The sequence below is a fragment of the Halorientalis sp. LT38 genome (assembly GCF_037031225.1).
GTDB classification, from domain to species: Archaea; Halobacteriota; Halobacteria; order Halobacteriales; family Haloarculaceae; genus Halorientalis; species Halorientalis halophila.
This window is the reverse complement of the sequence record NZ_JAYEZN010000001.1, coordinates 538,265-561,668: the sequence shown is the minus strand read 5'-3', so window position 1 is coordinate 561,668 and position 23,404 is coordinate 538,265. Positions and strand designations below refer to the sequence as shown.

Annotated in this window: 23 protein-coding genes; 10 read left to right on the top strand and 13 right to left on the bottom strand. The window is 69.1% G+C overall.

Features of this window, described 5'->3' with window-relative positions; all coding sequences use genetic code 11:
* Nucleotides 1-286 precede the first annotated feature (286 nt).
* The 4 genes from menE to U5918_RS02945 all read right to left on the bottom strand — a co-directional run bounded on the left by menE (nt 287) and on the right by U5918_RS02945 (nt 4,395).
* Nucleotides 287-1,777 carry an o-succinylbenzoate--CoA ligase gene (gene menE / locus U5918_RS02960; RefSeq protein ID WP_335999350.1) on the bottom strand — a complete coding sequence of 497 codons (1,491 nt, stop codon included), beginning with the start codon at nt 1,775-1,777 and terminating at the stop codon, nt 287-289.
* Nucleotides 1,777-2,808 (bottom strand): o-succinylbenzoate synthase, encoded by a 1,032-nt coding sequence (gene menC / locus U5918_RS02955; protein ID WP_336003281.1) that lies wholly within the window; start codon nt 2,806-2,808, stop codon nt 1,777-1,779. Before menC ends, menE begins: the two co-directional genes overlap by 1 nt.
* Nucleotides 2,808-3,758: a 1,4-dihydroxy-2-naphthoate polyprenyltransferase gene (locus tag U5918_RS02950; RefSeq protein ID WP_335999349.1), complete on the bottom strand. Its 951-nt coding sequence runs from the start codon at nt 3,756-3,758 to the stop codon at nt 2,808-2,810. Before U5918_RS02950 ends, menC begins: the two co-directional genes overlap by 1 nt.
* Nucleotides 3,759-3,861: 103 nt before the next feature.
* A complete protein-coding gene (locus U5918_RS02945; protein ID WP_335999348.1) occupies nt 3,862-4,395 on the bottom strand; it encodes a hypothetical protein in 534 nt (177 codons plus the stop codon).
* A 173-nt stretch (nt 4,396-4,568) separates the two neighbouring features.
* Here U5918_RS02945 and U5918_RS02940 point away from each other — a divergent pair, with 173 nt between their 5' ends.
* Nucleotides 4,569-5,987: a cation:proton antiporter gene (locus tag U5918_RS02940; protein WP_335999347.1), complete on the top strand. Its 1,419-nt coding sequence runs from the start codon at nt 4,569-4,571 to the stop codon at nt 5,985-5,987.
* A gap of 8 nt (nt 5,988-5,995) precedes the next feature.
* On the opposite strand, the gene U5918_RS02935 is transcribed toward U5918_RS02940, so the two are convergent.
* Both U5918_RS02935 and U5918_RS02930 read right to left on the bottom strand, forming a co-directional pair.
* The gene (locus tag U5918_RS02935) at nt 5,996-7,474 is read right to left on the bottom strand and encodes an MATE family efflux transporter (RefSeq protein WP_335999346.1); all 1,479 of its coding nucleotides are present in this window, start codon (nt 7,472-7,474) and stop codon (nt 5,996-5,998) included.
* Between the two features lie 60 nt (nt 7,475-7,534).
* Nucleotides 7,535-8,410: a 1,4-dihydroxy-2-naphthoyl-CoA synthase gene (locus U5918_RS02930; protein ID WP_335999345.1), complete on the bottom strand. Its 876-nt coding sequence runs from the start codon at nt 8,408-8,410 to the stop codon at nt 7,535-7,537.
* 162 nt (nt 8,411-8,572) lie between these two features.
* Here U5918_RS02930 and U5918_RS02925 point away from each other — a divergent pair, with 162 nt between their 5' ends.
* On the top strand, nt 8,573-9,424 hold the full coding sequence (locus tag U5918_RS02925) for a J domain-containing protein (RefSeq protein ID WP_335999344.1): 852 nt from the start codon (nt 8,573-8,575) through the stop codon (nt 9,422-9,424).
* A gap of 46 nt (nt 9,425-9,470) precedes the next feature.
* Here the strand turns inward: U5918_RS02925 and U5918_RS02920 are convergent, their stop codons facing one another.
* The 4 genes from U5918_RS02920 to U5918_RS02905 form a co-directional block, all read right to left on the bottom strand.
* A complete protein-coding gene (locus U5918_RS02920) occupies nt 9,471-9,875 on the bottom strand; it encodes a carboxymuconolactone decarboxylase family protein (protein WP_335999343.1) in 405 nt (134 codons plus the stop codon).
* 227 nt (nt 9,876-10,102) lie between these two features.
* A complete protein-coding gene (menD, locus tag U5918_RS02915) occupies nt 10,103-11,878 on the bottom strand; it encodes a 2-succinyl-5-enolpyruvyl-6-hydroxy-3-cyclohexene-1-carboxylic-acid synthase (protein WP_335999342.1) in 1,776 nt (591 codons plus the stop codon).
* Nucleotide 11,879: 1 nt separating this feature from the next.
* A complete protein-coding gene (locus tag U5918_RS02910; RefSeq protein WP_335999341.1) occupies nt 11,880-13,220 on the bottom strand; it encodes an isochorismate synthase in 1,341 nt (446 codons plus the stop codon).
* A gap of 103 nt (nt 13,221-13,323) precedes the next feature.
* Nucleotides 13,324-13,920: a sulfite oxidase-like oxidoreductase gene (locus tag U5918_RS02905; RefSeq protein ID WP_335999340.1), complete on the bottom strand. Its 597-nt coding sequence runs from the start codon at nt 13,918-13,920 to the stop codon at nt 13,324-13,326.
* A gap of 220 nt (nt 13,921-14,140) precedes the next feature.
* Here U5918_RS02905 and U5918_RS02900 point away from each other — a divergent pair, with 220 nt between their 5' ends.
* The 6 genes from U5918_RS02900 (at nt 14,141) to U5918_RS02875 (ending at nt 18,764) form a co-directional block, all read left to right on the top strand.
* A complete protein-coding gene (locus U5918_RS02900) occupies nt 14,141-14,356 on the top strand; it encodes a ribbon-helix-helix domain-containing protein (protein WP_092659232.1) in 216 nt (71 codons plus the stop codon).
* 183 nt (nt 14,357-14,539) lie between these two features.
* Nucleotides 14,540-14,818: a UPF0058 family protein gene (locus tag U5918_RS02895; protein ID WP_335999338.1), complete on the top strand. Its 279-nt coding sequence runs from the start codon at nt 14,540-14,542 to the stop codon at nt 14,816-14,818.
* Nucleotides 14,819-14,945: 127 nt separating this feature from the next.
* Complete coding sequence (locus U5918_RS02890; protein ID WP_335999336.1) at nt 14,946-15,671, top strand: hypothetical protein; 726 nt, start codon at nt 14,946-14,948, stop codon at nt 15,669-15,671.
* Between the two features lie 208 nt (nt 15,672-15,879).
* On the top strand, nt 15,880-17,838 hold the full coding sequence (locus U5918_RS02885; RefSeq protein WP_335999335.1) for a 3-hydroxyacyl-CoA dehydrogenase/enoyl-CoA hydratase family protein: 1,959 nt from the start codon (nt 15,880-15,882) through the stop codon (nt 17,836-17,838).
* Nucleotides 17,839-18,321 carry a PaaI family thioesterase gene (locus U5918_RS02880; RefSeq protein WP_335999334.1) on the top strand — a complete coding sequence of 161 codons (483 nt, stop codon included), beginning with the start codon at nt 17,839-17,841 and terminating at the stop codon, nt 18,319-18,321. It begins immediately after the preceding gene.
* Complete coding sequence (locus U5918_RS02875) at nt 18,318-18,764, top strand: MaoC family dehydratase (RefSeq protein ID WP_335999332.1); 447 nt, start codon at nt 18,318-18,320, stop codon at nt 18,762-18,764. Before U5918_RS02880 ends, U5918_RS02875 begins: the two co-directional genes overlap by 4 nt.
* A 34-nt stretch (nt 18,765-18,798) precedes the next feature.
* On the opposite strand, the gene U5918_RS02870 is transcribed toward U5918_RS02875, so the two are convergent.
* The 3 genes from U5918_RS02870 to U5918_RS02860 are packed head-to-tail and all read right to left on the bottom strand — an operon-like array spanning nt 18,799 to nt 21,383.
* Nucleotides 18,799-19,320: an Lrp/AsnC family transcriptional regulator gene (locus U5918_RS02870; protein WP_335999330.1), complete on the bottom strand. Its 522-nt coding sequence runs from the start codon at nt 19,318-19,320 to the stop codon at nt 18,799-18,801.
* Between the two features lie 51 nt (nt 19,321-19,371).
* The gene (locus U5918_RS02865; protein WP_335999329.1) at nt 19,372-20,247 is read right to left on the bottom strand and encodes an alpha/beta fold hydrolase; all 876 of its coding nucleotides are present in this window, start codon (nt 20,245-20,247) and stop codon (nt 19,372-19,374) included.
* Nucleotides 20,248-20,249: 2 nt separating this feature from the next.
* Nucleotides 20,250-21,383 carry an acyl-CoA dehydrogenase family protein gene (locus U5918_RS02860; RefSeq protein WP_335999327.1) on the bottom strand — a complete coding sequence of 378 codons (1,134 nt, stop codon included), beginning with the start codon at nt 21,381-21,383 and terminating at the stop codon, nt 20,250-20,252.
* A gap of 175 nt (nt 21,384-21,558) precedes the next feature.
* Here U5918_RS02860 and U5918_RS02855 point away from each other — a divergent pair, with 175 nt between their 5' ends.
* Both U5918_RS02855 and fer read left to right on the top strand, forming a co-directional pair.
* Nucleotides 21,559-22,539 carry an MBL fold metallo-hydrolase gene (locus U5918_RS02855; RefSeq protein ID WP_335999326.1) on the top strand — a complete coding sequence of 327 codons (981 nt, stop codon included), beginning with the start codon at nt 21,559-21,561 and terminating at the stop codon, nt 22,537-22,539.
* Between the two features lie 168 nt (nt 22,540-22,707).
* Nucleotides 22,708-23,382, top strand: a complete 675-nt coding sequence (fer, locus tag U5918_RS02850; protein WP_335999325.1) for a ferredoxin Fer — start codon at nt 22,708-22,710, stop codon at nt 23,380-23,382.
* Nucleotides 23,383-23,404: the final 22 nt, after the last annotated feature.

Here is a 23,404-nt window from a genome sequence, read left to right as displayed (position 1 = left end):
CCACTCTCGATACGTCGGGCCAGATAGCGACAGAACCGGAATTTCCGGAAACGCCCCTCCTAGACCTTACTATCGGCGGGCCATCGCGTGGGGTATGTGGTGCTCGCAACCCACGACTGACGGCGGAGAGGTGAGCGATTGAGATGCCCGAGTGTTGTCCCGACTGCGGGAATCCGGACGTCGTCCCCGAAGGCGGGTGTCCCTTCTGCCATCACTGTGGCTGGAGCAAGTGCGGCGGCCGTTGATCGCGACGAGCCGGTCCGCACCGCTACCGACGACGGAGCCGTCACGCCTCGCGCAACAGCGCCCGGACTGCCTCTCGATCGACGGTCCCGGACGCCGTCCGGGGTAGTTCCTCGGCGAAGGTCACGGTCCTGGGGAGTTTGAACCCGGCCAGTCGCTCCCGGCAGTGGGATTCGATCGCCTCGACGGTCGGCGCCGCTCCCTCGCTCGGCACGACCAGCGCGGCCACGCGCTCGCCCCACTCTGGATCGTCGAGGCCGACCACTGCCGCATCCCGAACGGCGTCGTGGTCCCGCAGCACGGCTACCACCTCGCCGGGGTCGACGTTCTCGCCCCCGGTGACGATCCGGTCGTCTTTGCGGTTGTGGACCCAGAGCCGGCCGTCGGCGTCGCGCGTTCCCACGTCGCCGGTGTGCAGGCCGTACTCGCCGACGGCCGCCTCGGTCACCTCCGGGTCCAGATAGCCCGCGGTCACCGTCGGTCCGTCGACGACGATCTCGCCGGACTCGCCCGGACCGACCGGTTCGCCGTCCTCGTCGACGACCGTTACCGTCGTGTTGACGAGCGGCTGGCCGACCGTGCCCTCATGGGCAGCGGTCTGGGCGGGCGTCGCCGTGGCGATCTGGGAGGCCGTCTCGGTCATCCCGTAGGTCGGGTAGGCGGGGACGTCGAACTCGCGACAGCGGTCGAGCAACGCGTCAGTCGCGGGCGCACCGCCCAGCAGGACGAACCGGAGGTGCTCGGGCGGGGTCCAGCCCGCGTCGAGCATCCGTGAGAGCATCGTCGGAACGAGCGAGATTCCGGTGACATCCCGCGCCGCGACCACGTTCGCGGTCGCCTCGGGATCGAACGTCCGCTGGATCACGACCGTCGAGCCGTAGAGCGCCGACCGAAGGATGGGTGCGAGCCCGCCCATGTGGTAGGCAGGGAGACAGCAGCACCACCGATCGTCGGGCGAGACGCCCAGCCGGTACGCCGACGCGGTGGCGCTGGCCACCAGGTTCCCGACGGTCAACCGGACGCCCTTCGGCCGGCCGGTCGTTCCGGAGGTAAAGAGAATCAGCTGCTCGGTCTCGGGAGAGAGCGTCGCCGGCTCGACGAACTCCCGGTCCATTTCGGCGAGCTCTCTGACCCCCGCTCGCTCGCTCTCGTCGACAGAGGCGACCGGGCCGTCGAAGACCTCGGTGGCCGTCGCTTCGGTCTCGGACTCGCAGACGAGCGCGTCCGGGTCGGTCCGCTCGACCTGCGCTGTCAGTTCCGACGCCGTGAGCCGGACGTTCAGCGGGACGACGGTCGTGCCGAGTCGCATCGCGGCGAAGAACAGCTCTGCGAACGCGGGGCGCGTGTCGAGCAGGAGGGCGATCCGGTCGGGCGTCCCGTCGGCCAGGGCGGCGAGTTCGCCGGCCCGGTCGCCGACGGCGGCGTCGTACTCGCGATAGGCCACTTTCTCACCGGTATCGGCGTCGAATATGCCTGTGCGGTCGGGCGTCGCGGCGGCGCGGGCGGCGACGAGGTCGCGGGTCGGCCAGTCCATCACTCGTCACCGAGGTCGACGCCCAGCCCCTTGGATTGGGGGACTTCGATCTGTCCGTCCGCGACCGGCGCGGGGTCGGGCCCCAGGTCCTCGGCGAGCCAGTCGGCCGTGGCCAGCCCGCAGGCCGGTATCTCGGGGATGGCCGCGGCGACGTGGACGGCGGCGGTCCGGGCGACGACCCCGTCGATCGTGGTCGAGATCACGGGCGTCACGCCCGCCTGTCTGGCCTGCCGGGCGATCCCTCGCGCCCGGTCGGGGCCGCCCAGCGCCATCGGCTTCAGGACGAGGTAGTCGGCGGCCTCGGCGGCCAGCAGGTCCGCGACGGGGCGACTGGCGAGCGACTCGTCGAGTGCGATAGGGACCTCGTTGCCGCCGTTCCGGAGGCCGGCGTGGGCGGCCACTTCGTCCGCGTCCATCGGCTGTTCGAGGTACTCGAGGTCCAGGGGGTCGAATGCGTCCATGGCCTGTTCGGCTTCGTCCCGGTCCCAGGCCGCGTTCGCGTCGGCCCTGAGGACGACGTCGTCGCCGACCACTTCCCTGACCCGACGCAGGCGGGCGGCGTCCTCGTCGACGCTCCGTGCGCCGACCTTGACCTTCACGCAGTCGAACCCCTGGTCCACGGCCTCGGCGACTCGTCGGGCGGTCTCCTGCGGCGGGCCGTCGCCGACGGTGGCGTTGACCGGCACCCGGCGGACGAGGCGCTCGTTGCCGAGGTAGCGGTAGAGCGGCGTGTTGTCGGACTTCGCCCGCGCGTCGGAGAGCGCGAGCGACAGGGCGTGTCGCGCCGCCGGCGCGGAGGTTTCGCCGAGTGCGACGCCCCAGTCCTCGTCGGTGGCGAGGTCCGGTGCCCACTCCAGGGCCTCCCGGCAGGCGTCGAGGGACTCGGTCCAGCCGGGTAGCGGCGCGGCCTCGCCCAGCCCCGACCGATCGGCGTACCGGATCCTGACGAGGAAGCCCTCGCGCTCGGCGATAGTGCCGCGGGCGGTCTCCAGCGGGCGTGCCAGATCCAGGTGGTACGGTCGGATGTCGATCATGTGAGTGCCAGGCCGATCGCGAACAGCGCCGAGTGGATCGCCAGTAGCTGTCCCGTCCGCTCTAGCGCCGGGTTCAGTGCCTCCCCGTCGGTCCGGGAGAACACGATCATGGTCAGGACGAGGGCGAGCGGGAGCGTCACCAGCGGCAGCAGCGCCGACAGCCCGAACGCCGGGTCCAGGGCGAACAGGACTGGGACGACGTATGCCATCCCGACCATCGCCAGCCACTCGACGCGGCTGAACCCGTAGCCGAACATAACGGCGAGCGTTCGCTTGCCCGCCGCCGCGTCCTCCTCGCGGTCCCGCACGTTGTTCACGATCAAGATTGCGGTCGAGAGGCCGGCGACGGGCAGACTGGCGGTCAGCGCCGCCGCGGTCACCGTCCCCTCGGGGATCCCGAGGGCGAGCGGGTCGACCGACGCGAGCGCCGAGGCCGCCTGGACGTAGTAGGTCCCGACGACGGCGATCACGCCGAAGTAGAGGAAGACGAACAGGTCGCCCAGCCCGCGGTAGCCGTAGGGGTAGGGGCCGCCCGTGTAGGCGATGCCGGCCGCGATGCTCGAGAGGCCGACGACGAGGATCGGGAGCCCGCCGACGTAGACGAGGTACAGTCCCACGACGACCGCGAGCGCGTAGGTGGCGGCCATCGCCTGCTTGACGCGCGCCGGCTCGATCAGCCCGCCGGCGGTGACGCGGGTGAACCCCTCCCGGTCGGCCGAGTCGGTCCCCTTGACCGCGTCGTAGTAGTCGTTCGCGAAGTTGGTGCCGACCTGCAGGAGGAGCGCGCCCAGCAGCGCCGCTACCGCGGCCGCGGGTGCGAACACCCCGTCGTGGAGGGCCAGCCCGGTCCCGACGACGACCGGCGCGGCCCCCGCGGGCAGGGTCTGGGGGCGTGCGGCCATCAGCCACGCCCTCGTGCGCGATACCTCCGCGTCTGCCGTTGCCATCGTGGGACTGTTGGATGCCCAGCCGTGTGAAGGTTAGCCCTCGGGACGAGACGGCGTGCCACGTCCGTCGGACGGGAGTCTGACGCACGACGGCACCCGGTCCTCAGAGTGGCAGGTGGATCCGTCGGGCGTCCGGGTCGCGCAGCCGCTGGACGGCGTGGCTGACCTTCCGGCGAACCAGCGATTCTTGCTCGATCTCGAGGTCGGCAGTGGCGAGGTGCCGGCGCATCTCCGAGGCGCCCCGCTCGTGATCGATGTCGGTCTGGCGTGCGTGTGCGATGGGATGGCGGTACCAGTTCGGCTCGTCGTGGGCGTACAGGTCGACGCGGTCTCGCCGCTGGGCGAACAGCACGACGTGGAGCTGTCGGTCGGCAAATGGCGACTCCCGGTAGACCCAGCTCCCGTCGGCGGGCGTTCCGATCGGCGTGAAGTGATAGAGCGCCACCGGGTCCCATGCGAACCCCATCTCGGCGAGTTCGTGTTCGAGGTCTGGGACGGGACAGCGGGCCGTCCCGGCGTATCCGGCGGCCCGGACGCGCGTCACTGGCTCGCCGACGGTCTGTGCGGCCCGGTCGATCCACGGTCCGACGGCGCTCCGGAACCGGTAGCCGAGCCGGCGCTGGATCTTGGTGGACATCGGACTCGACGATACGACGGACAGACGGAAATCGGTCACCCCTGGGTCGCAAACTGGAGGACGCCTATCCGTGCGGATCGAATGCGAGTCCGTGCCGACTCCATCCACGATACGACCGGAGTGGCGAGCCGCGTCCGAGCAATTACCCGGTCACGCGGTGACGGTGGGGACGGATGGTCGAGACATACTTCGTCGGGCTCGTGATCGTCGGACTGGCGATTTTCGCGGCCGTCCTGCTGCCGCGGCTCCTGATGGAGAAGCCACTCTCCCTGCCGATCATCTACGTGGCCGCCGGATTCGTCCTCTTCTCGCTGCCCCACGGGGTCGGCCCGCCCGACCTGGTGAACAACCCCGCGGTCGTCGAGCACCTGACGGAACTGGTGGTCATCATCTCGCTGATCGGCGCCGGGCTGAAGATAGACCGCCCGTTCTCCTGGGGCGGTTGGTCGACGACCTGGCGACTGCTAGGGGTCACGATGGTGCTCTCCATCGGCGCCGTGGTGCTCATCGGCTGGGGCGTCCTGGGACTCCACATCGCCACCGCCGTGCTCCTCGGGGCGGTCCTCGCCCCGACCGACCCCGTGCTGGCCTCGGACGTCGACGCGGGGGAACCCCTCACGCACGTCGAAGAGGAGGATATTCTGACCGAGTCCGACGACGAGGAGCGGCCGGCGGGGTTAGACCCGTCCGGCGACGAGGGGGTCGACTTCGACCCGACCCGCGTCGACCACGAAGAGGCTGCGGAGCCGGCCGCGGAGGACCCCCAGGAGCGCTCCGTCCGCTTCGCGCTCACCTCGGAGGCCGGACTCAACGACGGGCTCGCCTTCCCCTTTACGAACATGGCGATCCTGCTCGCGGCGGCGTCCGCGCCGGCCTCCCTCTCCTGGCTGGGCGAGTGGCTGGGTTACTACGTCGCCTACGAGATCGCTGTCGGCGTCGTCGTGGGATACGTGCTGGGGTACGCCAGCGGGCTCGTCGTGTTCCGGCTCCCCGCCTCCTCCCACGTCGCGGACGCGATGGCGGGGGCGGAGGCGCTCGCGGCCACCCTCGTCGTCTACGGCGTCACGGAGGTCCTCGGCGGCTACGGGTTCATCGCGGTGTTCGTCGCCGCGCTCGTCCTCCGGCACTTCGAGTGGGAGTCGGACTACCACCGGACGCTGAACGACTTCGCCGTCATGGTCGAACGGCTGCTGATGGCGGTCGTCCTCGTCCTCTTCGGCGGCGCCGTCGCCGGCGGCCTGCTGGCCCCGATCACGCCGGTCGAGATCGGGATCGGGCTGGTGATCCTGTTCGTCGTCCGCCCCGCCGCGGGCCTGATCGGACTCCTGGGTTCGGGACTCGACTGGCCGTCGCGGGGCGTCGTCGCCGGCTACGGCATCCGCGGCATCGGCTCCTTCTACTACCTCTCCTACGCCCTGAACGAGGCTTCCTTCGACGAACTGGAACTCGTCGTCGCCGCCGACCGGCTCTGGGCGCTGGTCGGGTTCGTCGTCCTCGTCTCGATCGTCCTCCACGGGATCACGGCCAGCCCGGTGATGGCAGCGTTCGACCGGTGGGAGGATCGCACCCCGACCGAATCGGAACACGATTAGATCGCGTATCAGTCGTCACACGAGGTCTCGGGGCGGTAGGCGCGACTGATCACCTTCCAGGAGCCGGTGTCGAAGCGGTAGTAGGTCACGGCCGCGGGGACGAGCGTCTCGAGGACGAGCGCGGCGTACAGGGCCTCGATCCCCAGGGGCGTCAGGTCGGAAAGCGGCCCGAGCGGGAGCGCGACGGCGCCGGCGAAGGCGATCGGCAATGTGACCGCGTAGAGCCCGAGTAACTGCCCGTAGAACGGCCACCGCGTGTCGCCGCTGGCCCGGAGCGGCCCGGTCGTGCCGGCGTTGATGCCCCGGAAGACGACGCTGATCGCCGCCACCACGACGAACGGTGTCACCAGCGGGATCATCGCCGGATCGTCGACGAACAGCCCCGCGACCTGTTTGGCGAGGACCAGCACGAGGGCCGCTCCGACGGCGTACACGGCAGTCCCGAAGACGAGCACTTCACGGGCGTACGTGTCCGCGCGCTGTTCGTCCCCGGTCCCGAGGACCTGGCCGACGAGGCTGCTCGACGCCAGCGAGAACCCCCAGCCGGGCGTGTCGAGGAGGTCGCGGACGCGTCGCGCGACGACGTACGCGGCGGCCACGTCCGCACCGAAGAGGGCCACGACGGCGAGCATCGGGATCTGCGCGCCCCGGCGCGCGAGGTTCGTGAACACGAGCGGTGCGCCGATGGTCACGACGTCCCGGAGCTCCGAGAGCGTCACCGGCGGGGCCGACCGATCGAGCGTCACCGGGAAGGATCCGATCACGGGGAGCCGCAGGCCCGCGAACCCGGCGACGAAGCAGGCGAGTACGACCACGTTCGCGACGACCGTCCCGATCGCGGCCCCGACGACGCCCATCCCGAGCGCGAAGATGAGCACGGCGTTGATCGCGACGTTGACGACGGCGCCGCCGGCGCGCAGCGTCATCGGCGTCCAGGCGTCGTCGGCGCCGACGAGCGCGCGGCTCCCGACGAGGTTCAGCCCGGCGAACGGGACGCCGAGAGCCACGACGTGGAGGTAGTCGGTGCCGTAGGCGAGCACCGGCCCCTCCCCCGCGATGAGGCCGACGAACAGTTCAGGAACGAGCCAGAAGGCGGCGGCCAGCGGGACCGTGACGACGAGAACCACGGCCGAACTCGTCGTCACGGCCAGCGACGCCGCGTCCACGGCGTCGGCCCCGTAGCGCTGGGAGACGAGGGCGATCGTGGCACCGGCGACGCCGCCGCCGACGGCGAACGCGAACGCCCAGAACGGCGTCGCGAACCCGACGCCTGCGATCGCAGCCGAGCCGAGCGCGGTGCCGACCATCGCCACGTCCGCCGCCGACTTCGACATCCGCGCCAGCCCGGTGACGATGCGCGGCCACGCCAGGTCCGTCGTCTCCTCGGTCCGGCGCCGGTCGACGAGGCCGACCCACGAGAGCAGCGCGCCGACGGCGAGCAGGAGCGAACGGATCGGATTCGGGACGCCTCGGCGACGAGAATCCACGATCGGAATCTGCGGCCGGTCGAACAAGTCTCTTTTTCTCTGGCGTCGCCCCCGCGACGGTCAGTAGTGCCAGGGGAACTCGGAGAAGTCCGGCTCCCGGTTCTCGTTGAACGCGTCCCGGCCCTCCTGGGCCTCGGCGGTGCCGTAGCCCAGTCGCGTGGCCTCGCCGGCGAAAATCTGCTGGCCCACCAGCCCGTCGTCTGCGAGGTTGAAGGCGTACTTCAGCATCCGGATGGCAGTGGGGGACTTGGTGTTGATCGCCTCCGCCCACGCGAGCGCGACTTCCTCTAGTTCCTCGTGAGGCACCACTTCGTTGACCATCCCCATCTCCTCGGCCTCGTCGGCGTCGTAGGTCTTCCCGAGGAAGAACACCTCGCGGGCCTTCTTCTGGCCGATCTGTCTGGCGAGATACGCCGAGCCGAAGCCCGCGTCGAAGGAGGCCACGTCCGGGTCCGTCTGGAGGAACTTCGCCTCTTCCTCGCTGGCCAGCGTCATGTCGCAGACGACGTGCAACGAGTGGCCGCCGCCGACGGCCCACCCCGGGACGACGCAGATGACGGGCTTGGGCATGAACCGGATCAGCCGCTGAACCTCCAGAATGTGGAGGCGGCCGGTCTTCCCTTCGTCGTCGTACTGATACCCGTCCGGCCCCCGCACGGTCTGGTCGCCGCCCGAGCAGAACGCCCAGCCGCCGTCCTCGGGCGAGGGGCCGTTCCCGGTCAGCAGGACGCAGCCCACGTCGGTCTGGCGCTTGGCGTGGTCGAGCGCGACGTACAGTTCGTCGACCGTCGGCGGGCGGAAGGCGTTGCGCAGCGCCGGCCGGTCGAAGGCGATGCGGACCGCGCCCGTGTCGCGGGCGCGGTGGTAGGTGATATCCTCGAAATCGAACGCGTCGACCGCCTCCCAGCGGTCGCCGTCGAAGAGCTCCGAGACCATACGCCGCCTGCGGCCGGTGTCGTCAAATAGGTTCCCGGTCGGCGCCGCTTTCGGCGCCGAGAACCCGGGCGTGGATTTATGGCCGCGCTGGCGCAACGACATGTGAACCGGTCGTCACGAATATCCCTCCCCGCTTCCACCCCCTGACCCCAAGACTCGCCGATGCCCTCCCACCCCGACTTCTACGACGTGCTCGACGTCTCGCCCGACGCCGACGCGGAGACGATCCGCGCGGCCTACCGCGAGCAGGCCAAAGAGACCCATCCCGACGTGAGCGACCACCCCGAGGCCGAGGCGCGGTTCAAACGCGTCACCCGGGCCAAAGCGGTGCTGACGGACCCCGAGGAGCGGGCCCGCTACGACCGGCTGGGGCACGCCCGATACGTCGAGACCGCGGACGGGTTCGCGGTCGATTCCGGCGCGGAAGACGATGCCGACGCGGCAGACGAGGCCGCGGCCACCGATTCCGATTCCGGTGGTGGCGAAACGGCGACCGACGAACGCGCGTCAGCGGGCGGGGAGACGACGACTGGCGATACGGCAGACACCGCAAACGCAGCCGAGTCCGCGTCCGGTGGGTCGGCCGCGTGGGACCAGTCCGGGACCCGACCCGGCGGCGCCAGCGCGACAACGGCCGGCGGCTACGCGACCCGCACGGAGTACACAGAGCAGTCTTTCGACCGCATCCGGGTGCCGCTGACGCCCGGCTCGATCATCCAGATCGGGACGATGGTCTTCCTCTACCCCGTGTTCCTGTTCGCCTCGCTCGCCCCCGCGTTCCCGCTGACGGTCAACCTCGTCGTCGGTCTCTGTACGATCCTGGTGGTCGGCTACCTCCTCTCGATCCCCGAGGTCGGGATGGTCGTCTTCGGCGGCTGGGGCGTCCTCGCGCCGGCCGTGCTGGTGGCCCTCGACGGCGTCGGCGTCGTCTCGCTGCTCGGCGTGATCGCCCTGACCGCCTGCTGGATCCCGTTCGGCCTCTCGGTCCTCACCAGGATGGCGCTCAGGACCTAGGGCATCGGGCCCACCCCGCAAAGAAAGAGGGCGGGGCCGCGGGGGATCAGTCGTCTCCCGCCGCCGCGGCCCGCTGGTCTTCGATGTGTGCCACGATCTCGGACGTCTCTCGCTCGAACTCGTCCACGTCGACCTCCGCACCGTGGAGGACCGCCGAGAAGTACTCGACGCCGGCGGCGACGTTCACGGCTTCGTCGAGCCCCTCCTCGCTGACCCCTTCGAGGCGCGATTCGGCCCTGTGGAAGTGGATGCAGTAGGGACAGCCGATCGCCGCGGCCGCTCCCAGGCCAATGAGCGCCTTCTCCCGGTTCGGCAGCTCGGTTTCGGCCAGTTCCAGGTCGCGCATCATCGCCCAGCTGTGATCCGCCGCCGGCTCTGCGAGCGCTTCTATGAAGCTCGGCACCTGGCCGAGATATTCCTCTATCTCTCCGCTGGTTTCGCTCGATACCATGGTGATCCCGGACTCCGCGCGGTTCGTCCCGACCCCTCGACGAGACGCGACTCGGCCGCCACCCGGTGACGCCGCTCGAAATCCGTTTCGAACCATGCGAAGGACTCCCATTACGCTATTCCGCAGACGCGTATCCGCTGCGGTCCACTTCCGTCACCGTCCGTGGCGGATGGTGGTGGCTTGCTCGACCTTGCGACCGACTCGCTGGGTGAGCGGTCGCCGTCGGATCACTCGCCGTGGATCGTCCCGTCGACCCGTTCGTGGATCGCTTCCCGGGTCCGGTGGCTCGCCTCGCTGTCGAAGACCACCTCGATCACCTGCGCGCCGTCACGGTCTCGTGAAGCGCCGAAGGTCTCGGCGAACTCCTCTGGCGGGACGCGCTGGAACTCGAGGCCGTAGAGTTCGGTCGTCGGTTCGAAGTCCAGCCCGTGTGGCGTCACGAACTGCTCGGTGAACGGCGGGTCGAACTCCTCGATGGGCAGCAGGTGGAAGATGCCGCCGCCGTCGTTGTTGACGAGGACGATCGTCGCGTCGACCCCGCACCGACCGACCGAGAGCAGGCCGTTCGAGTCGTGGAAGTAGGCGAGATCGCCGGTCACGAGCACGAGCGGGTCGTCGGTCGTACTCCCGGCCCCCAGCGCCGTGCTCGTGACGCCGTCGATGCCGCTGGCCCCGCGGTTGCCCAGCACGCGCAGGTCTGCGGCCCGCGGCCGGCCGAACCGGTCGAGGTCCCGGACGGGCATGCTGTTGGAGACGAACACCGTCGCCGGGTCCGGCGCGCTCTCGGCGACCGTCGCCAGCACCTGTCCCTCGAAGGTCTCGTCGTCCCGGGCGTCGTCGACCAGCTCCCAGTAGTCGCGCTCGGCGGCGGCGAACCGCTCGCGGTAGTCGTCGCCGTCTCCGTTCTCGCCGTCCTCCTCGATCAGATCCGCGACCGCTCCGGCCAGTCGCGAGGGATCGGCGACGAGCAGGTCGGTGGCCGTGAACTCCGCCTCGCGCCACTGGCCGGCCGGGTCGACGACGAACTGCCGGTCGGCGCGGTCGCGGAGGTAGTGACGCAGCACCTTCGAGGTCGGCGAGGCCCCCAGTCGGATCACGACCTCGGGGTCGGGCCACGCGCCCGCGCCGTCGAGGTAGGAGTCGTAGCCGCCGCAGACGGTCACGGCGGACCGAGCGACGTGCTCGCCGAAGCGCAGGCCAGAGAGCGGATCGGCCAGGATCGGGAACCCCGTCGCCGCCGCGAGGTCGGCGACGGCCGCCGCGTCGAGTCCCGGCACGTCGGCCGGGCCGGCCACGAGCAGCCCTCGATCCGCTCCGGCCACGGCGTCGGCGACGCGTTCGATCTCGGGGACCGACAGCTGCGGGCGGCCCTCGGTCCGTTCCACGAAGGGGCCGTCGCGTCCCTCGACGGCGAGGGGTGCGCGCTCGGCGAGATCCGCGGGGACGTCGCCCTCGACTTCTACGGGTTCCAGGGGTTTCCGGAACGGGACGTTGAGGTGGACCGGTCCTGCCGGCGTGCCGGTCGTGGCCCCCACGGCCCGATCGACCGAGGTCCGGAGCGACCGGAGTTTGCGGGCCGTCGGCTCCGGTTCGGGGAGCGTTCGGCCCCACCGCAGCGCGTCGCCGTACAGGTCTTCCTGGTCGACCGTCTGGTTCGCGCCGCTGTCTGCCAGTTCCGGCGGTCGATCGGCGGTCAGCAGGAGCAGCGGGACGCGGGACTGGTTGGCCTCGATCACTGCCGGGTGGAAGTTCGCCGCCGCGGTGCCCGAGGTACAGATCACGGCCGTCGGCTCGCCGGTGCGGCGCGCGCGGCCGAGGGCGAAGAAGGCCGCCGACCGCTCGTCGAGGACGGAGAACGTCTCGAGCTCCGCGTGGTCGGCGACGGCCAGCGTCAGCGGCGTCGAGCGACTGCCGGGCGCGATCACGGCGGCGGTGACGCCCGCCTTCGCGAGTTCGTCGGCGATCACGCGACCCCACAAACTGTTTCGGTTCGGAGCGACCATGTCAGCGTTCGAGTTCGTCGAGGATCGGCCGGTACTTGTGTTTGACCTCCTCCCACTCCTCGTCGGGGTCCGAATCGGCGACGATGCCGTTGCCGGCGAACAGCGTCGCCTGCCGGCCGCCGACCACGCCGGACCGGATGCCGACGGCGAACTCGCCGTCGCCCGCGGCGTCGAACCAGCCGACGGGGGCCGCGTACCAGCCACGCTCGAAGGTCTCCGTCTCCCGGATGACCTCCCAGGCCCGGTCCGGCGGGAGCCCGCCGACCGCGGGGGTCGGGTGGAGCGCCTCCACGATGGTGAGGACGTGTTCGTCCCCGGAGAGCGTCGCCGTGATCGGCGTCTCCAGGTGCTGGATGTTCGTGAGTTTCCTGACGCCTTGCTCGCCCTCCTCGACCTCGCCGAGGGGTGTGAGCTGGGCCATGATGGCGTCCACGACGAGGCGCTGTTCGTGCTGTAACTTCTCGCTTTCGAGCATCGACTGGGCGAGTTCGGCGTCCGCCTCGGGCGTCTCGCCGCGCGGGACGGAGCCGGCCAGCGCCTCCGTCCGCACCTCCGTCCCGGACATCTCGACGAGCCGTTCCGGGGGCGGACCGAAGAAGGCCGCCGCGTCGGTCGGCTGGACGAGGAAGCGATAGCAGTTCGGGTAGGTCCGGCGCAGTCGTTCGAGCACTTCCGGGACCACGACGGCGTCGGCGAGGTCGACCGACAGCGCCGTCGCGAGGACGACTTTCCTGAGGTCGCCGTCGCGGATCCGCGCGATCGCCCCCTCGACCTGTTCGGTCCACTCGGCTTTCGTGGGGGTGACCGACGTGCGCTCGACGCCCGGCGGGCCGCCGCTCGGGCACATCGACGGGAGCGTCTCGAGTTCGGCCCGGATCGAATCGAGTCGGGCGGCGACCGCCTCGGGCGTCGCGTCTGTGCTGTACTCCCGCACGGTCAGCCATGTCGTCCCGTCCGCCCGGGTCAACTGGATCTCGGGGAGGACGAACGCCGCGGCGGGAAAGCCCGTCCACGGCGGTTGGGGATCGTGGTTCTCGTTGAACGCCAGGCCGCCGAGAAACCGCGGTCGCGTCTCGGTCGGCTCGGATCGGTCGATTTCCCGGAAGACCGTCTCGGCGTCCTCCCGGAGCGTCTCGAACCGATTCTCGCCGCGAGCGGTCAGTGTCACCGCGGCGCCGCTGCCGACGACCTCGAGGCCGTCGGGTGCGGCCCAGTGCAATCGGGGGGCCTGCTCGCTGGCGAGAAACGCGCGATAGGAGACGTCCGGAATCTCGCAGGTGCGGCTCACCAGCACCGCGTCGGCGCGTGGACCCCCACTCCCCTCCCGTCGGGCCGGTTCCATTCACCCGAATCTCAGGGTTGGTCCCCCTTGAGAGTGTCCTTCCCTCGCGGACGAAAACGGCCGGTTCGTCCCGCCGGACGCGGCCGTTCCGTCCCCGGGTCGGTCAGCTGTAACGGTCTTCCGCCCAGGGGTCGGCCGTGACCGAGTAGCCGCGGCGCTCCCAGAACCCGCGTTCGGGTTCGGTCAGGAACTCGACGCCGCAGACCCACTTCGCGCCCTTGTAGGCGTACCGGTGGGGCGTCACGACGCGCAACGGGCCGCCGTGGTCGTCGGGCAGGGGTTCGCCGTCGAACTCCGAGGCGAACAGTACTTCCTCGCGCATGCACGCGTCCAGGGGCAGGTCGGTGGTGTAGTCGTCGAGCGCGGCGAACATGACGTGACAGGCGTCGTCGTGGACGCCCGCGAGCTCGGCGAGTTCCGGGAACGGGACGCCCGTGAACTCGCAGTCGAACCGGCTCCACCCGGTCACGCAGTGGAAGTCCTGCCGCTGGGTCACCGTGGGGAGGGCCTGGAACTCCTCCCACGAGAGGGTCAACTCCTCGTCGACGGCGCCGCTCACCCGGAACTCCCACGACTCGCGGTCCCACTTCGGGGTCGTCCCCTTCGAGAGGACCGGGAAGTCGCTCGTCTCGTGCTGTCCGGGCGGGAGGCGCTCGTCGCCGAACTCCCGGTAGAGGTCCGTGACGTCGTCGACTGGCACGGTTCGAGAGAGACCGTCCAGCACCGTAGGCGTGCCGACTCCGGTCGGGGTCGCGACCGACGGACCCGGCTTGCAGTTTCGGGAATGCCAGTGCGTTCGACGGGAACCGAACGACCGATTCGCACAAGGAAAGTTCGCACAAGGGGACGAAAAGTTTGACGCGACCCGAAGAACCCCCGTCAGAGTTAAATACCCCTCAGTCGAAAACCCCACTGTCCAAATGCCGAAGGCAGAGATTACGGTCCCCGAGCACCTCGAGATGCAGATCGCCCAGCTGGTCGAGAAGGGGGAGTTCCTGAACCGCGAAGAGGCCATCGAAGACCTCCTCTCGACCGGAATCAAGGCGTACAAGACGAGCGGTCCGGTCGACGACGACGAGGAGGCGGGGCTCGAAGACGACGGGATGATGGGTCACGACGACGAGTACGTCTTCTGAACGGTTCCGGGTGCGGGCGGTGGCGGTGCGGATCCGGAATCGTTACGCAGCGGCCCGACCACCAGCGACGGCTCCACCCCAGCAGCGCCGACCCGTCGGCCCGCCAGACCTTCACGCGTCGATATCCGTGCCAGAGGTTGTCGAAAACCCTTAACCGATCCGTTTGCGTATGTCACTGTAGAGATGCACAAGGACGAACTGCTCGAACTGCACGAACACATGGTCCAGATCAAGGACTACTTCGCGGATCTGGAGGACGTCGACGCCGGTCTGTTCGATCCCTACGAGGAACTGGACGTCACGCCGAACGACGTGCACAAATCAAAGAGCGAACACAAACACGCCGTCTTCGTCCTCGGGAACGCCCTGGCCACCGCGATGAGCGAAGACGAGTTCTCCGACGCCGGCCGGATCGGCAAGCGCATGAAGGAACTCGCCGAGGACGCAGAGAGCAAACTGTAATCGTCGAACCCGGCCAGGAGACGCCGGCGGCGGCCACACGCGAGTCAACCGTTCGAACGTTCATTCTCGTTTGAACTGTCCGCACATCGACAGGTTCATACCTGATCGGGCGGTTCTCCCGAACGAAATGGCGTCCCTCCACCACGCGACTCTCTCAGCGGTGCTGACGTTCCTCGTCGTCGTCAGCAGCGGCGCCGGCCTCATCCCCGGGTCCGGTGCCTCCACGGTCGGCGAGCAGGAAGTAACGGCCCAGTCGGACGCGATCGAGGCGCTGCAGTCGGTCGACAGCTACCGGACGTACACGAACGTGGACGTGGCGGTCGGCAGCGACCGGGCGTTCTCCAACGTGACGGCCGCGGTCAACCGGTCGATGGGAGCGGCGGCGGTATCGACCGCCGACGGAAACGAGACGACCTACGTCGTCGACGGGCAGGTCTATCGCCCCGACGGCGAGGACTGGCAGACCGAACCCGTCCGCGACGAGACGACGTGGTTCCCCGCCCGCCAGCAGATCGAACTGCTCAACGAGTCCCGGGTCGCCGACGTCTCCGAGCGTCGAGACGGCACCCGGACGCTCTCGCAGGTCTCGCTCGTCCCCGAGAACCGCACGCTCGCGGCGATGCTGGTCGCCCAGCCGAACAACGGGATCGACAGCGCCGAGTCGGTGACGATCACCCGTCGGTCGTACGACCTGCTCGTGAACGCGTCGACCGACCGCCTCCTGAAGGTCGAGATGACGCTCGACTTCCGCCACGACGGTGATCGCGGCTGGGCGACGATGGTGACGTGGTTCAGCGGCTACAACCGGACCACGCCCACTGTCCCCGCCGATCTCCAGGCCGACGCCGAGTAACCGCTCTTTCCGCGTTTTCACCGCCCGCTCGCTCGCTACCGGTCAGGTTCTCCGGCTGTCGCAATCGGCCCCGGCGCCTCGTATCGGAGTTAACGTCCAGTCGGTGTTTCTGCCCCTCACTTTACGACGAACGAATTAGGTGCGACATCCGCTTACGCTGGTGGCCTCCTTCGGTGAAGTTATACTGGTGGCCGTACACCTACCCCGCATGTCACTGGACGACATCGATCGAGTCGCGGTGCTCGGCGCCGGAAACATGGGCCACGGCATCACGGAGGTCGTGGCGATGGCCGGCTACGACGTGGTGATGCGGGACATCGAACAGGAGATCGTCGACGAGGGCTACCAGGACATCGAGTGGAGCCTCGAGAAGCTCGGCGAGAAGGGACTCATCGACGAGGATCCCGGAGACGTCATGGCCCGGATCGAGACCGAAGTCGATCTGGAGACGGCCGTCTCGGACGTGGATCTCGTGATCGAGGCCGCCCCCGAGCAGATGGACCTCAAGAAGGAGATCTACGGCGACCTCGACGAGTTCACACCCGCCGAGACCATTCTCGCGTCGAACACCTCCTCGCTGTCGATCACGGAGATCGCGACGGCCACGGACAAGCCCGACACGGTCGTCGGGATGCACTTTTTCAACCCGCCCGTGAAGATGGACCTCGTCGAGGTCATCTACGGCGCGGAGACGAGCGACGAGACCGCGGAGACGGTCTACGAGTTCGTCGAGGCCATCGACAAGACGCCGATCTACGTCCGCAAGGACGTCAACGGCTTCGTCGTCAACTCCGTGCTCGGCCCGTTCGGCGACGAGGCCGGCTGGATGGTCTCGGCCGACGAGGCGACCGTCCGCGAGGCCGACGCGACGATGGTCCACGAGCGCGGCTACCCGATGGGTCCCTTCGAGCTGGGCGACCTCACCGGCATCGACATCGGCTACCACGTCCGCAAGGAGGCGGGCAAGCCCGTCCCACCGATCGTCGAGGAGAAGGTCGAGGCCGACGAACTCGGGCAGAAGACCGGCAAGGGCTACTACGACTACGAAGACGGTGACGGCGCCGACTACGGCCACGACGACGTGACCGAGGACTTCGACTGGCTCCGAATCGAGGCCAGGATGATCAACGAGGCGGCGAAGCTCATCGGCGACGACGTCGCCACGCCCGACGCCATCGACACCGGGATGCGCCTGGGCGCGGGCTTCCCCGAGGGCCCCTGCCGGCGCGCGGACAAACTCGGCCTCGACCGCGTCCTCGACAAACTCCAGACGCTGTACGAACAGACACAGGCCGACCGGTACGAACCCGCCGATTACCTGGTCGAACTCGTGAACCAGGGCCACACCGGCGAGGACGCCGGCCAGGGCTTCTACGAGTACGGCGGCTCCGACGGCGACCGGGAGTACCGCACGCTGAACGTCCTGGAAGACGGGGAGGTCCTCGCGATCGAGCTCGATCGGCCCGAGCGCATGAACGCGCTCAACGAGGACCTGATGGACGAGATCGAACACGTCCTGAACAGCGCGGATCTCGACACGGTCCGCGTGGTCACCTTCGAGGGCGCGGGCGACCGGGCCTTCTGTGCCGGCGCCGACATCGGCGGCTTCGCGGGCGCGAAACCGTGGGAGCGCGGGACGATCACCTCGATGTTCGAGACGGTCAACGACTTCCCGCGACCCACCATCGCGAAGGTCGACGGCTACTGTCTCGGCGGCGGCCACGAACTCGCGCTGGCCTGTGACATGCGGGTCGCGACCACCGACTCCGAGTTCGGCTTCCCCGAGATCAATCTGGGCCTGCTGCCCGGCGGCGGCGGCACCCAGCGCACCATGCGGATGATCGGCGAGGCCCGGGCCAAGGAACTGGTCTTCCGCGGCGAGCGCATCTCCGCCGAGAAGGCCGAGGACTGGGGCCTCATCAACCGCGCCGTCGACCCCGACGAGTTCGACGACGTCTGCGCCGAGTTCGTCGACGACATCGTCGAGGGGCCGCCGGTCGCGCTCGACTACGCGAAGAAGGTGATGAACCGCGGCGAGGACGCGAGCCTCGAAGCGGCCCTCACGATGGAGAGTCAGGGCTTCGGCCTCCTGCTCAGCACGGAGGACGTCCTCGAGGGCACCTCGGCGTTCGCGGAAGACCGCGACCCCGAGTTCGAGGGCAAATAGATGGGCGACGACGGCGAGGATTCGAACGACCCGCTCGACATCGACCCGGACGCGCCCAGCGCCGAGGTCGCGGAGGTCGTCCTGAGCGAACACGGCTACCTCTCGTGGCTGAACCTCTCGGTCGCGGAACTGAGCGAGGGGCGGACGGTCATGGAGCTCCCCTACCAGGAGAAACTCGCGAACTGGGTGACCGGGACGATCCACGGCGGTGTCACGGCGACGGTGATCGACACCGCGAGCGCCTTCGCGCTCCGGACGACGATGGACGACCCGATGGAGACGACGCTGGCGACGACCGACCTGGACGTGAAGTACGTCCGGCCCGCGACCTCGGACATCAGGGTCGAGGCGGAGGTCATCCGGTCGGGGACATCCACCGGCGTCACGCGGGTGACGGTCACCGGCGAGACCGACGCGGGCGAGCGAAAGATCGTCGCGATCGGCGCGACGACCTACCGGTTGTTCACGGACAGCGAACTATGACGGAGAGCTACTTCGAGACGGTCGAGGTCGGGGAACAGCGCGAGACCAAAGGACGGACGATCACCGAGGCGGACGTGGTCAACTTCGCCGGCGTCAGCGGCGACTTCAACCACCTCCACACCGACGCGGAGGCGATGGCCGACTCGTCCTTCGGCGAGCGGATCGCCCACGGCATGCTCGTGTTCTCGGTGGCGACGGGCCTGCTCTGGCAGTCCCGCTCCGAGGAAGAGCAGGACGCCGTCGTCGCCTTCTACGGCATCGACCGCGTGCGGTTCGTCGGCCCGACGTTCGTCGGCGACACGATCCACGTCGAGATCGAGGTGCTTGAGACAGAGGAACGCGACCACCCGGTCGCCGCGGGCGTCGTCCGCTACGACGTCGACGTGGTGAACCAGCACGGCGACACCGTGCTTTCCTGCGAGATGCTGTCGCTGCTGGCCTGAGCGGACCGGACGGGGAGAGACCCCGCCGCGCCCATCACTCGTCGTCGTGGAGCGTCTCGAGGATCTCCGGGTCGGTCCGGAACTTGAGGACGTTGTGGACGACGGAGTTGCGGATGTTGTGGACCACTTCGCCGTGTTCCTTGTAGAAGTCGTGGATCCACTTCGACTCGGTTTGCCGGTCGGGGAACATCATCACGGACTTCCACTGGTACTCGCCGTCCGAGAGGAAGTACATGAGCGTGTTCGGCGAGTCCCGGATGTACTCCATGGCGTCGCGCCACCCCTCCTCGAACTGCTCGGGGTTGATCTTGAACTCGAACATCCCGAAGATGAAGTACTCCTCGTTGGGGATGATCGCCTCCCGGAAGACGCCCTCCTCGCGCATCCCGCGGATGGACTCGCTGACGGTGACGTGTGACACCTCGATGTCGTGGTCGTTCTCGAGGATCCGCGCCAGATCCCGCGAGGACAGCTGTGGGTCCCGCGACAGCTCGCGCAGTATCAACACGTCCCGTTCCTTGAACTCCCAGTCCGGCGGTGTTCGATCCGCGGTCATCCGTCTCCCTCCATCGTTCGAGTGGTGGTGTGTATGTTCATTTTTACTTTTTCACTTCGAGATAAACGTCACGACTTCGTCGGCGAACCGCTCCGGACGGTCCTCGACGACCCAGTGGTAGGCGTCGAGTTCGACGACCTCGCCGCCGACTTCGTCGGCCAGTCGCTCCCCGTATTCGAGGGGCTGCATCACGTCGTCGGCGCCCCAGAGACAGAGCAGGTCCGCCTCGATGGCCCCGTAGTCGATCTCTATCGTGTGGTTGGTGTTGGTCGCGACCGCGTTCCGGCACAGCGATAGTTGCCCGGTCTCGTCCGTCCAGGGCGCCTTGATGCCCTCGACGAACGTCTCGTCGGCGTCGTCCCCGTAGAGCCCCTGTCTGAACGCTCCTTCGAGCATCCCCTGGAACTCCGCGGGGTCCTGGTCGGCGGTGTCGGGCAGGCCGAGGTTCGAGATGAACTCGACCGGCCAGGAGTCGTAGCAGACCGCGTTGGCCATCACCAGGTCGGTCACCTCGCCGGGCCGATGGGCGGCGTACCGGACCGCCGCGCCGCCGCCGATGTCGTGGGCGACCAGCGCGAACTCGTCGACGCCGCGGTCGTCGAGTAGCTCCTCGAGCATCAGCTCCTGGGCCCGCACCGACCGGTCGAAGCCGTCGCGCATCGAGGAGTTGCCGTACCCGAGCAGGTCGGGCACGAGCACCCGGCGGTCGGTCGCCTCGGCGACTGCCGGCGCAACCTCACGCCAGAGGTACGACCAGGTCGGGATCCCGTGGAGGAACACCACTGGCGGATCCTGGTTCGCGGTGTCTGCCTCGCCGTCGTCGGCCGAGTCCCAGACGGCGACGGTCAGGTCGTGCCCGTCGACGGACACGTCGGTCTCGCCTTGCTCGCTCTCCCATTCGTGGTGCGTATAGCCTGTCTCTGCCATGGTTAGAGGTGATCGGCGATGATCGACTTCTGGATCTCGCTGGTCCCGTCGTAGATCTTCGTGACCCGCGCGTCGCGGTAGTAGCGCTCGACGGGGTGGTCGGTGACGTAGCCAGCGCCCCCGTGGACCTGGAGCGCCTCGTCGGTCACGTCGACGGCGTGCTCGGAGGCGAACAGTTTCGCCATGCTGGCGAGCTTCGTCGCCAGCGCGGAATCGCCCGACTCGATGGCCGCGCCGGCCCGGTAGGCCAAAGAGCGCGCGGCCTCGACGTCCGTCGCCATCTCGGCGAGCTTGTGCTGGATGGCCTGGAACTCGCCGATCGGCTGGCCGAACTGTTCGCGTTCGCCGGCGTAGTCGAGCGCGGCGTCTAGCGCCGCCTGCGCGACGCCGGTGGCCTGGGCGGCCACGTCTGCGCGGGCGGGCGCGAAGAACTCCATCAACTGGTAGAAGCCCTCGTCGACCTCGCCGACGACGTTCGCCTCGGGGATCCGCAGGTCGTCCAGCACGATCTCGGCGGTGTCCTGCGCGCGGATGCCCAGTTTGCCGTCGATCCGCGTGGCGTCGTAGCCCTCGACGTCCGTCGGCGTCAGCAGCGCGGAGATGCCGCCGTGGCCCGCTTCTCCTGTTCGGGCCATGATGATCGCCACGTCGGCGACGGTGCCGTTCGTGATCCACATCTTCTGGCCGTTCACGACCCACTCGTCGCCGTCGCGTTCGGCGCGGGTTTCCATCCCGGCCACGTTCGATCCGTGGGCTGGCTCGGAGATGCCGGTACAGATCGGCGTCTCCCCCGCCGTGATCTTCGGGAGCCACTCCTCTTTCATCCACTCGTCGCCGTACTCGAGCAGCATCTCCGTGCCGAAGCGGGCGGCCGCGATCGAGCCGCCGACGCCGGGGTCGGCGCGCCACAGTTCCTCCGTGACGAGGAGTTCGCTCACGGCGTCCATCCCGGCCCCGCCGTACGCCTCGGGGACGCCGGGGGCGACCAAGTCCAGCTCCGCGGCCGCCGCCAGGAGGTCCTGTGGGTAGCGCTCGGCGGCCTCGTACTCGCGCGCGATGGGCCGGATTTCGCTCTCGCCGAACTCGCGGACCGCATCCCGGACGGCCCGTTGTTCGGCCGTCAGCCGGAACGACATGGGCGGGCCTTCGCTACCATTGGAAAAATAAGTTCCGGGTATCGGAAACTACGTTAACCCGTCTCGGCCGGTGCATCGACGGTGCGCGCGCGGCCCTCGTCGTAGAGCGGCGGCGCCCAGCCGCGGATTTCCGTCCGGGGCCGATTTAAGGCACTCGGGCCTGAACGGGGACTCCATGCACCGGATCACGCTCGGAAACACGTACTTCGAGGGCGAGAACGACGCCTACCTGTTCACCGGCGCGGAGACGGTCCTCGTCGACACGGGGATCGCGACCACCGACACCCGCGAGGAACTGGCCGACGGCCTCGCGGACCACGGCGTCGAATTCGCCGATCTCGACGCGATCTTTCTCACCCACTACCACGCCGACCACGCCGGTCTCGCCGCCGGGATCCAGGAGGAGAGCGGCGCGACGGTCTACGCCCACCCCGACGACGCGGCCCTGGTCGCGGGCGACGACGACGCGAGGGACGATCTCAGGCAAAAGCAGCGCGCGGCCTTCGAGGACTGGGGCATGCCGGAAGACCGACGCGAGACGCTGCTCGAGTACATGACGGCAGGCGTCGACCACCACGAGGCCGGAGCTGAGGTCACCGAGTTCGCCGACGGCGATCGGTTCGACGTGGGCGAGACGACGCTCGAAGTGCTGCACGCGCCCGGCCACACGGCCGGCCTCTCCACCTTCGTCATGACCGACCGGAACGAGGTACTCACCGGCGACGCGATCCTGCCGGTCTACACCCCCAACGTCGGCGGGGCGGACGTCCGGGTCGACCGGCCGCTGGAGCGCTACCTCGACACGCTCGACCGCATCGCCGACGCCGACTTCGACCGCGCCTGGCCCGGCCACCGCGACCCCATCGACGACCCGACGGCCCGCGCTGAGGAGATCTCCCACCACCACGGGGAACGAGCCTACAGGGTCCTCCGCGCGCTGGACGACCTCGGCCCGTCGACCGCCTGGGAGGTCAGCGCCGAACTGTTCGGCGACCTCGAGAACATCCACGTCCTCCACGGCCCGGGCGAGGCCGGCGCCCACCTCGACCATCTGGCCCGCACCGGCGAGGTCGAACGGGAGGGTAACCGCTACAGTCTCCCCGACGACACCCGCGAGCGGTTCCAGGCCCGCGACGACGAGTTCTGGCCGCTCTGAACGTCGCGTTCCCGCTTTTCGGGCACCTCGTTCGGGATCGGCGATCAGGTCACCAGCGCCCGACAGCCGGACGGCCGGTCGGCGCCCCGTGTGTCGTGTGCCCAGCCCCCATCCAGCAGATGTTGTGGTGGGACGAGGGGATTTATACGCGCGACGGCTAGACCGGACGTGGCTTCCCCATACGACGTGCTCGGTCTCGAGCCGGACGCGGACGACGCGGCCGTCCGCGACGCCTACCGGCAGCGGGTGAAAGAGGCACACCCCGACCACGGCGGCTCCGCCGGCGAGTTCCGGCGCGTCAAACGGGCCTACGAACGGATCAAGAACGGGTGGGAGCCCGACGGCGAGGGTCGCGAACTGGGTTCCGAAAACGGCGGTCCGACGGACGACGGACGCGAGGAGCCCGACCCAGAACCGGCGGGCAACCGCGTCGAGTACCTCGACTACGAGGTCCTGACCGATCACGGCTGGGAACTGACCGACGACGACCTCTTCGAGAAGGCCGCCCGGGCCGGCCTCGACGAGGAGGCCTTCGGCGAGTTGCGCGTCGAGTCCAACCAGTCGCTGCTCGAGGCGGCCGAGGACGACGGCCACGCCTGGCCGTTCGCCTGCCGCGGCGGGGCCTGCACCAACTGCGCGGTCGCGGTCCTCGACGGCGAGGTCCCGCCGCCGACCAGCCACGTCCTCCCCCAGGAGATGGTCGACCGCGGCATCCGCCTCTCATGCATCAGCGCCCCCGTCACGGCGGACACGCAGGTCGTCTTCAACGTCAAGTACCTCCCCGGCGTCAACGAACTCCTCCTGCCGGCCAGCCGGTTCGAGGGCGCGTCGACGACCGACTGACCCTCGCCACCGACGATTTAAC

Bases quoted from the DNA above. Each gene is read 5' to 3' on its own strand.
- U5918_RS02860 (WP_335999327.1), bottom strand. From the start codon at position 21,383: ATGTCGTTCCGGCTGACGGCCGAACAACGGGCCGTCCGGGATGCGGTC.
- U5918_RS02875 (WP_335999332.1), top strand. From the start codon at position 18,318: ATGACGGAGAGCTACTTCGAGACGGTCGAGGTCGGGGAACAGCGCGAG.
- U5918_RS02870 (WP_335999330.1), bottom strand. From the start codon at position 19,320: ATGACCGCGGATCGAACACCGCCGGACTGGGAGTTCAAGGAACGGGAC.
- U5918_RS02930 (WP_335999345.1), bottom strand. From the start codon at position 8,410: ATGGTCTCGGAGCTCTTCGACGGCGACCGCTGGGAGGCGGTCGACGCG.
- U5918_RS02910 (WP_335999341.1), bottom strand. From the start codon at position 13,220: ATGGAACCGGCCCGACGGGAGGGGAGTGGGGGTCCACGCGCCGACGCG.
- U5918_RS02925 (WP_335999344.1), top strand. From the start codon at position 8,573: ATGCCCTCCCACCCCGACTTCTACGACGTGCTCGACGTCTCGCCCGAC.
- U5918_RS02945 (WP_335999348.1), bottom strand. From the start codon at position 4,395: ATGTCCACCAAGATCCAGCGCCGGCTCGGCTACCGGTTCCGGAGCGCC.
- U5918_RS02900 (WP_092659232.1), top strand. From the start codon at position 14,141: ATGCCGAAGGCAGAGATTACGGTCCCCGAGCACCTCGAGATGCAGATC.
- U5918_RS02940 (WP_335999347.1), top strand. From the start codon at position 4,569: ATGGTCGAGACATACTTCGTCGGGCTCGTGATCGTCGGACTGGCGATT.
- menE (WP_335999350.1), bottom strand. From the start codon at position 1,777: ATGGACTGGCCGACCCGCGACCTCGTCGCCGCCCGCGCCGCCGCGACG.
- U5918_RS02895 (WP_335999338.1), top strand. From the start codon at position 14,540: ATGCACAAGGACGAACTGCTCGAACTGCACGAACACATGGTCCAGATC.
- U5918_RS02865 (WP_335999329.1), bottom strand. From the start codon at position 20,247: ATGGCAGAGACAGGCTATACGCACCACGAATGGGAGAGCGAGCAAGGC.
- U5918_RS02880 (WP_335999334.1), top strand. From the start codon at position 17,839: ATGGGCGACGACGGCGAGGATTCGAACGACCCGCTCGACATCGACCCG.
- U5918_RS02950 (WP_335999349.1), bottom strand. From the start codon at position 3,758: ATGGCAACGGCAGACGCGGAGGTATCGCGCACGAGGGCGTGGCTGATG.
- U5918_RS02890 (WP_335999336.1), top strand. From the start codon at position 14,946: ATGGCGTCCCTCCACCACGCGACTCTCTCAGCGGTGCTGACGTTCCTC.
- U5918_RS02920 (WP_335999343.1), bottom strand. From the start codon at position 9,875: ATGGTATCGAGCGAAACCAGCGGAGAGATAGAGGAATATCTCGGCCAG.
- U5918_RS02885 (WP_335999335.1), top strand. From the start codon at position 15,880: ATGTCACTGGACGACATCGATCGAGTCGCGGTGCTCGGCGCCGGAAAC.
- U5918_RS02855 (WP_335999326.1), top strand. From the start codon at position 21,559: ATGCACCGGATCACGCTCGGAAACACGTACTTCGAGGGCGAGAACGAC.
- menD (WP_335999342.1), bottom strand. From the start codon at position 11,878: ATGGTCGCTCCGAACCGAAACAGTTTGTGGGGTCGCGTGATCGCCGAC.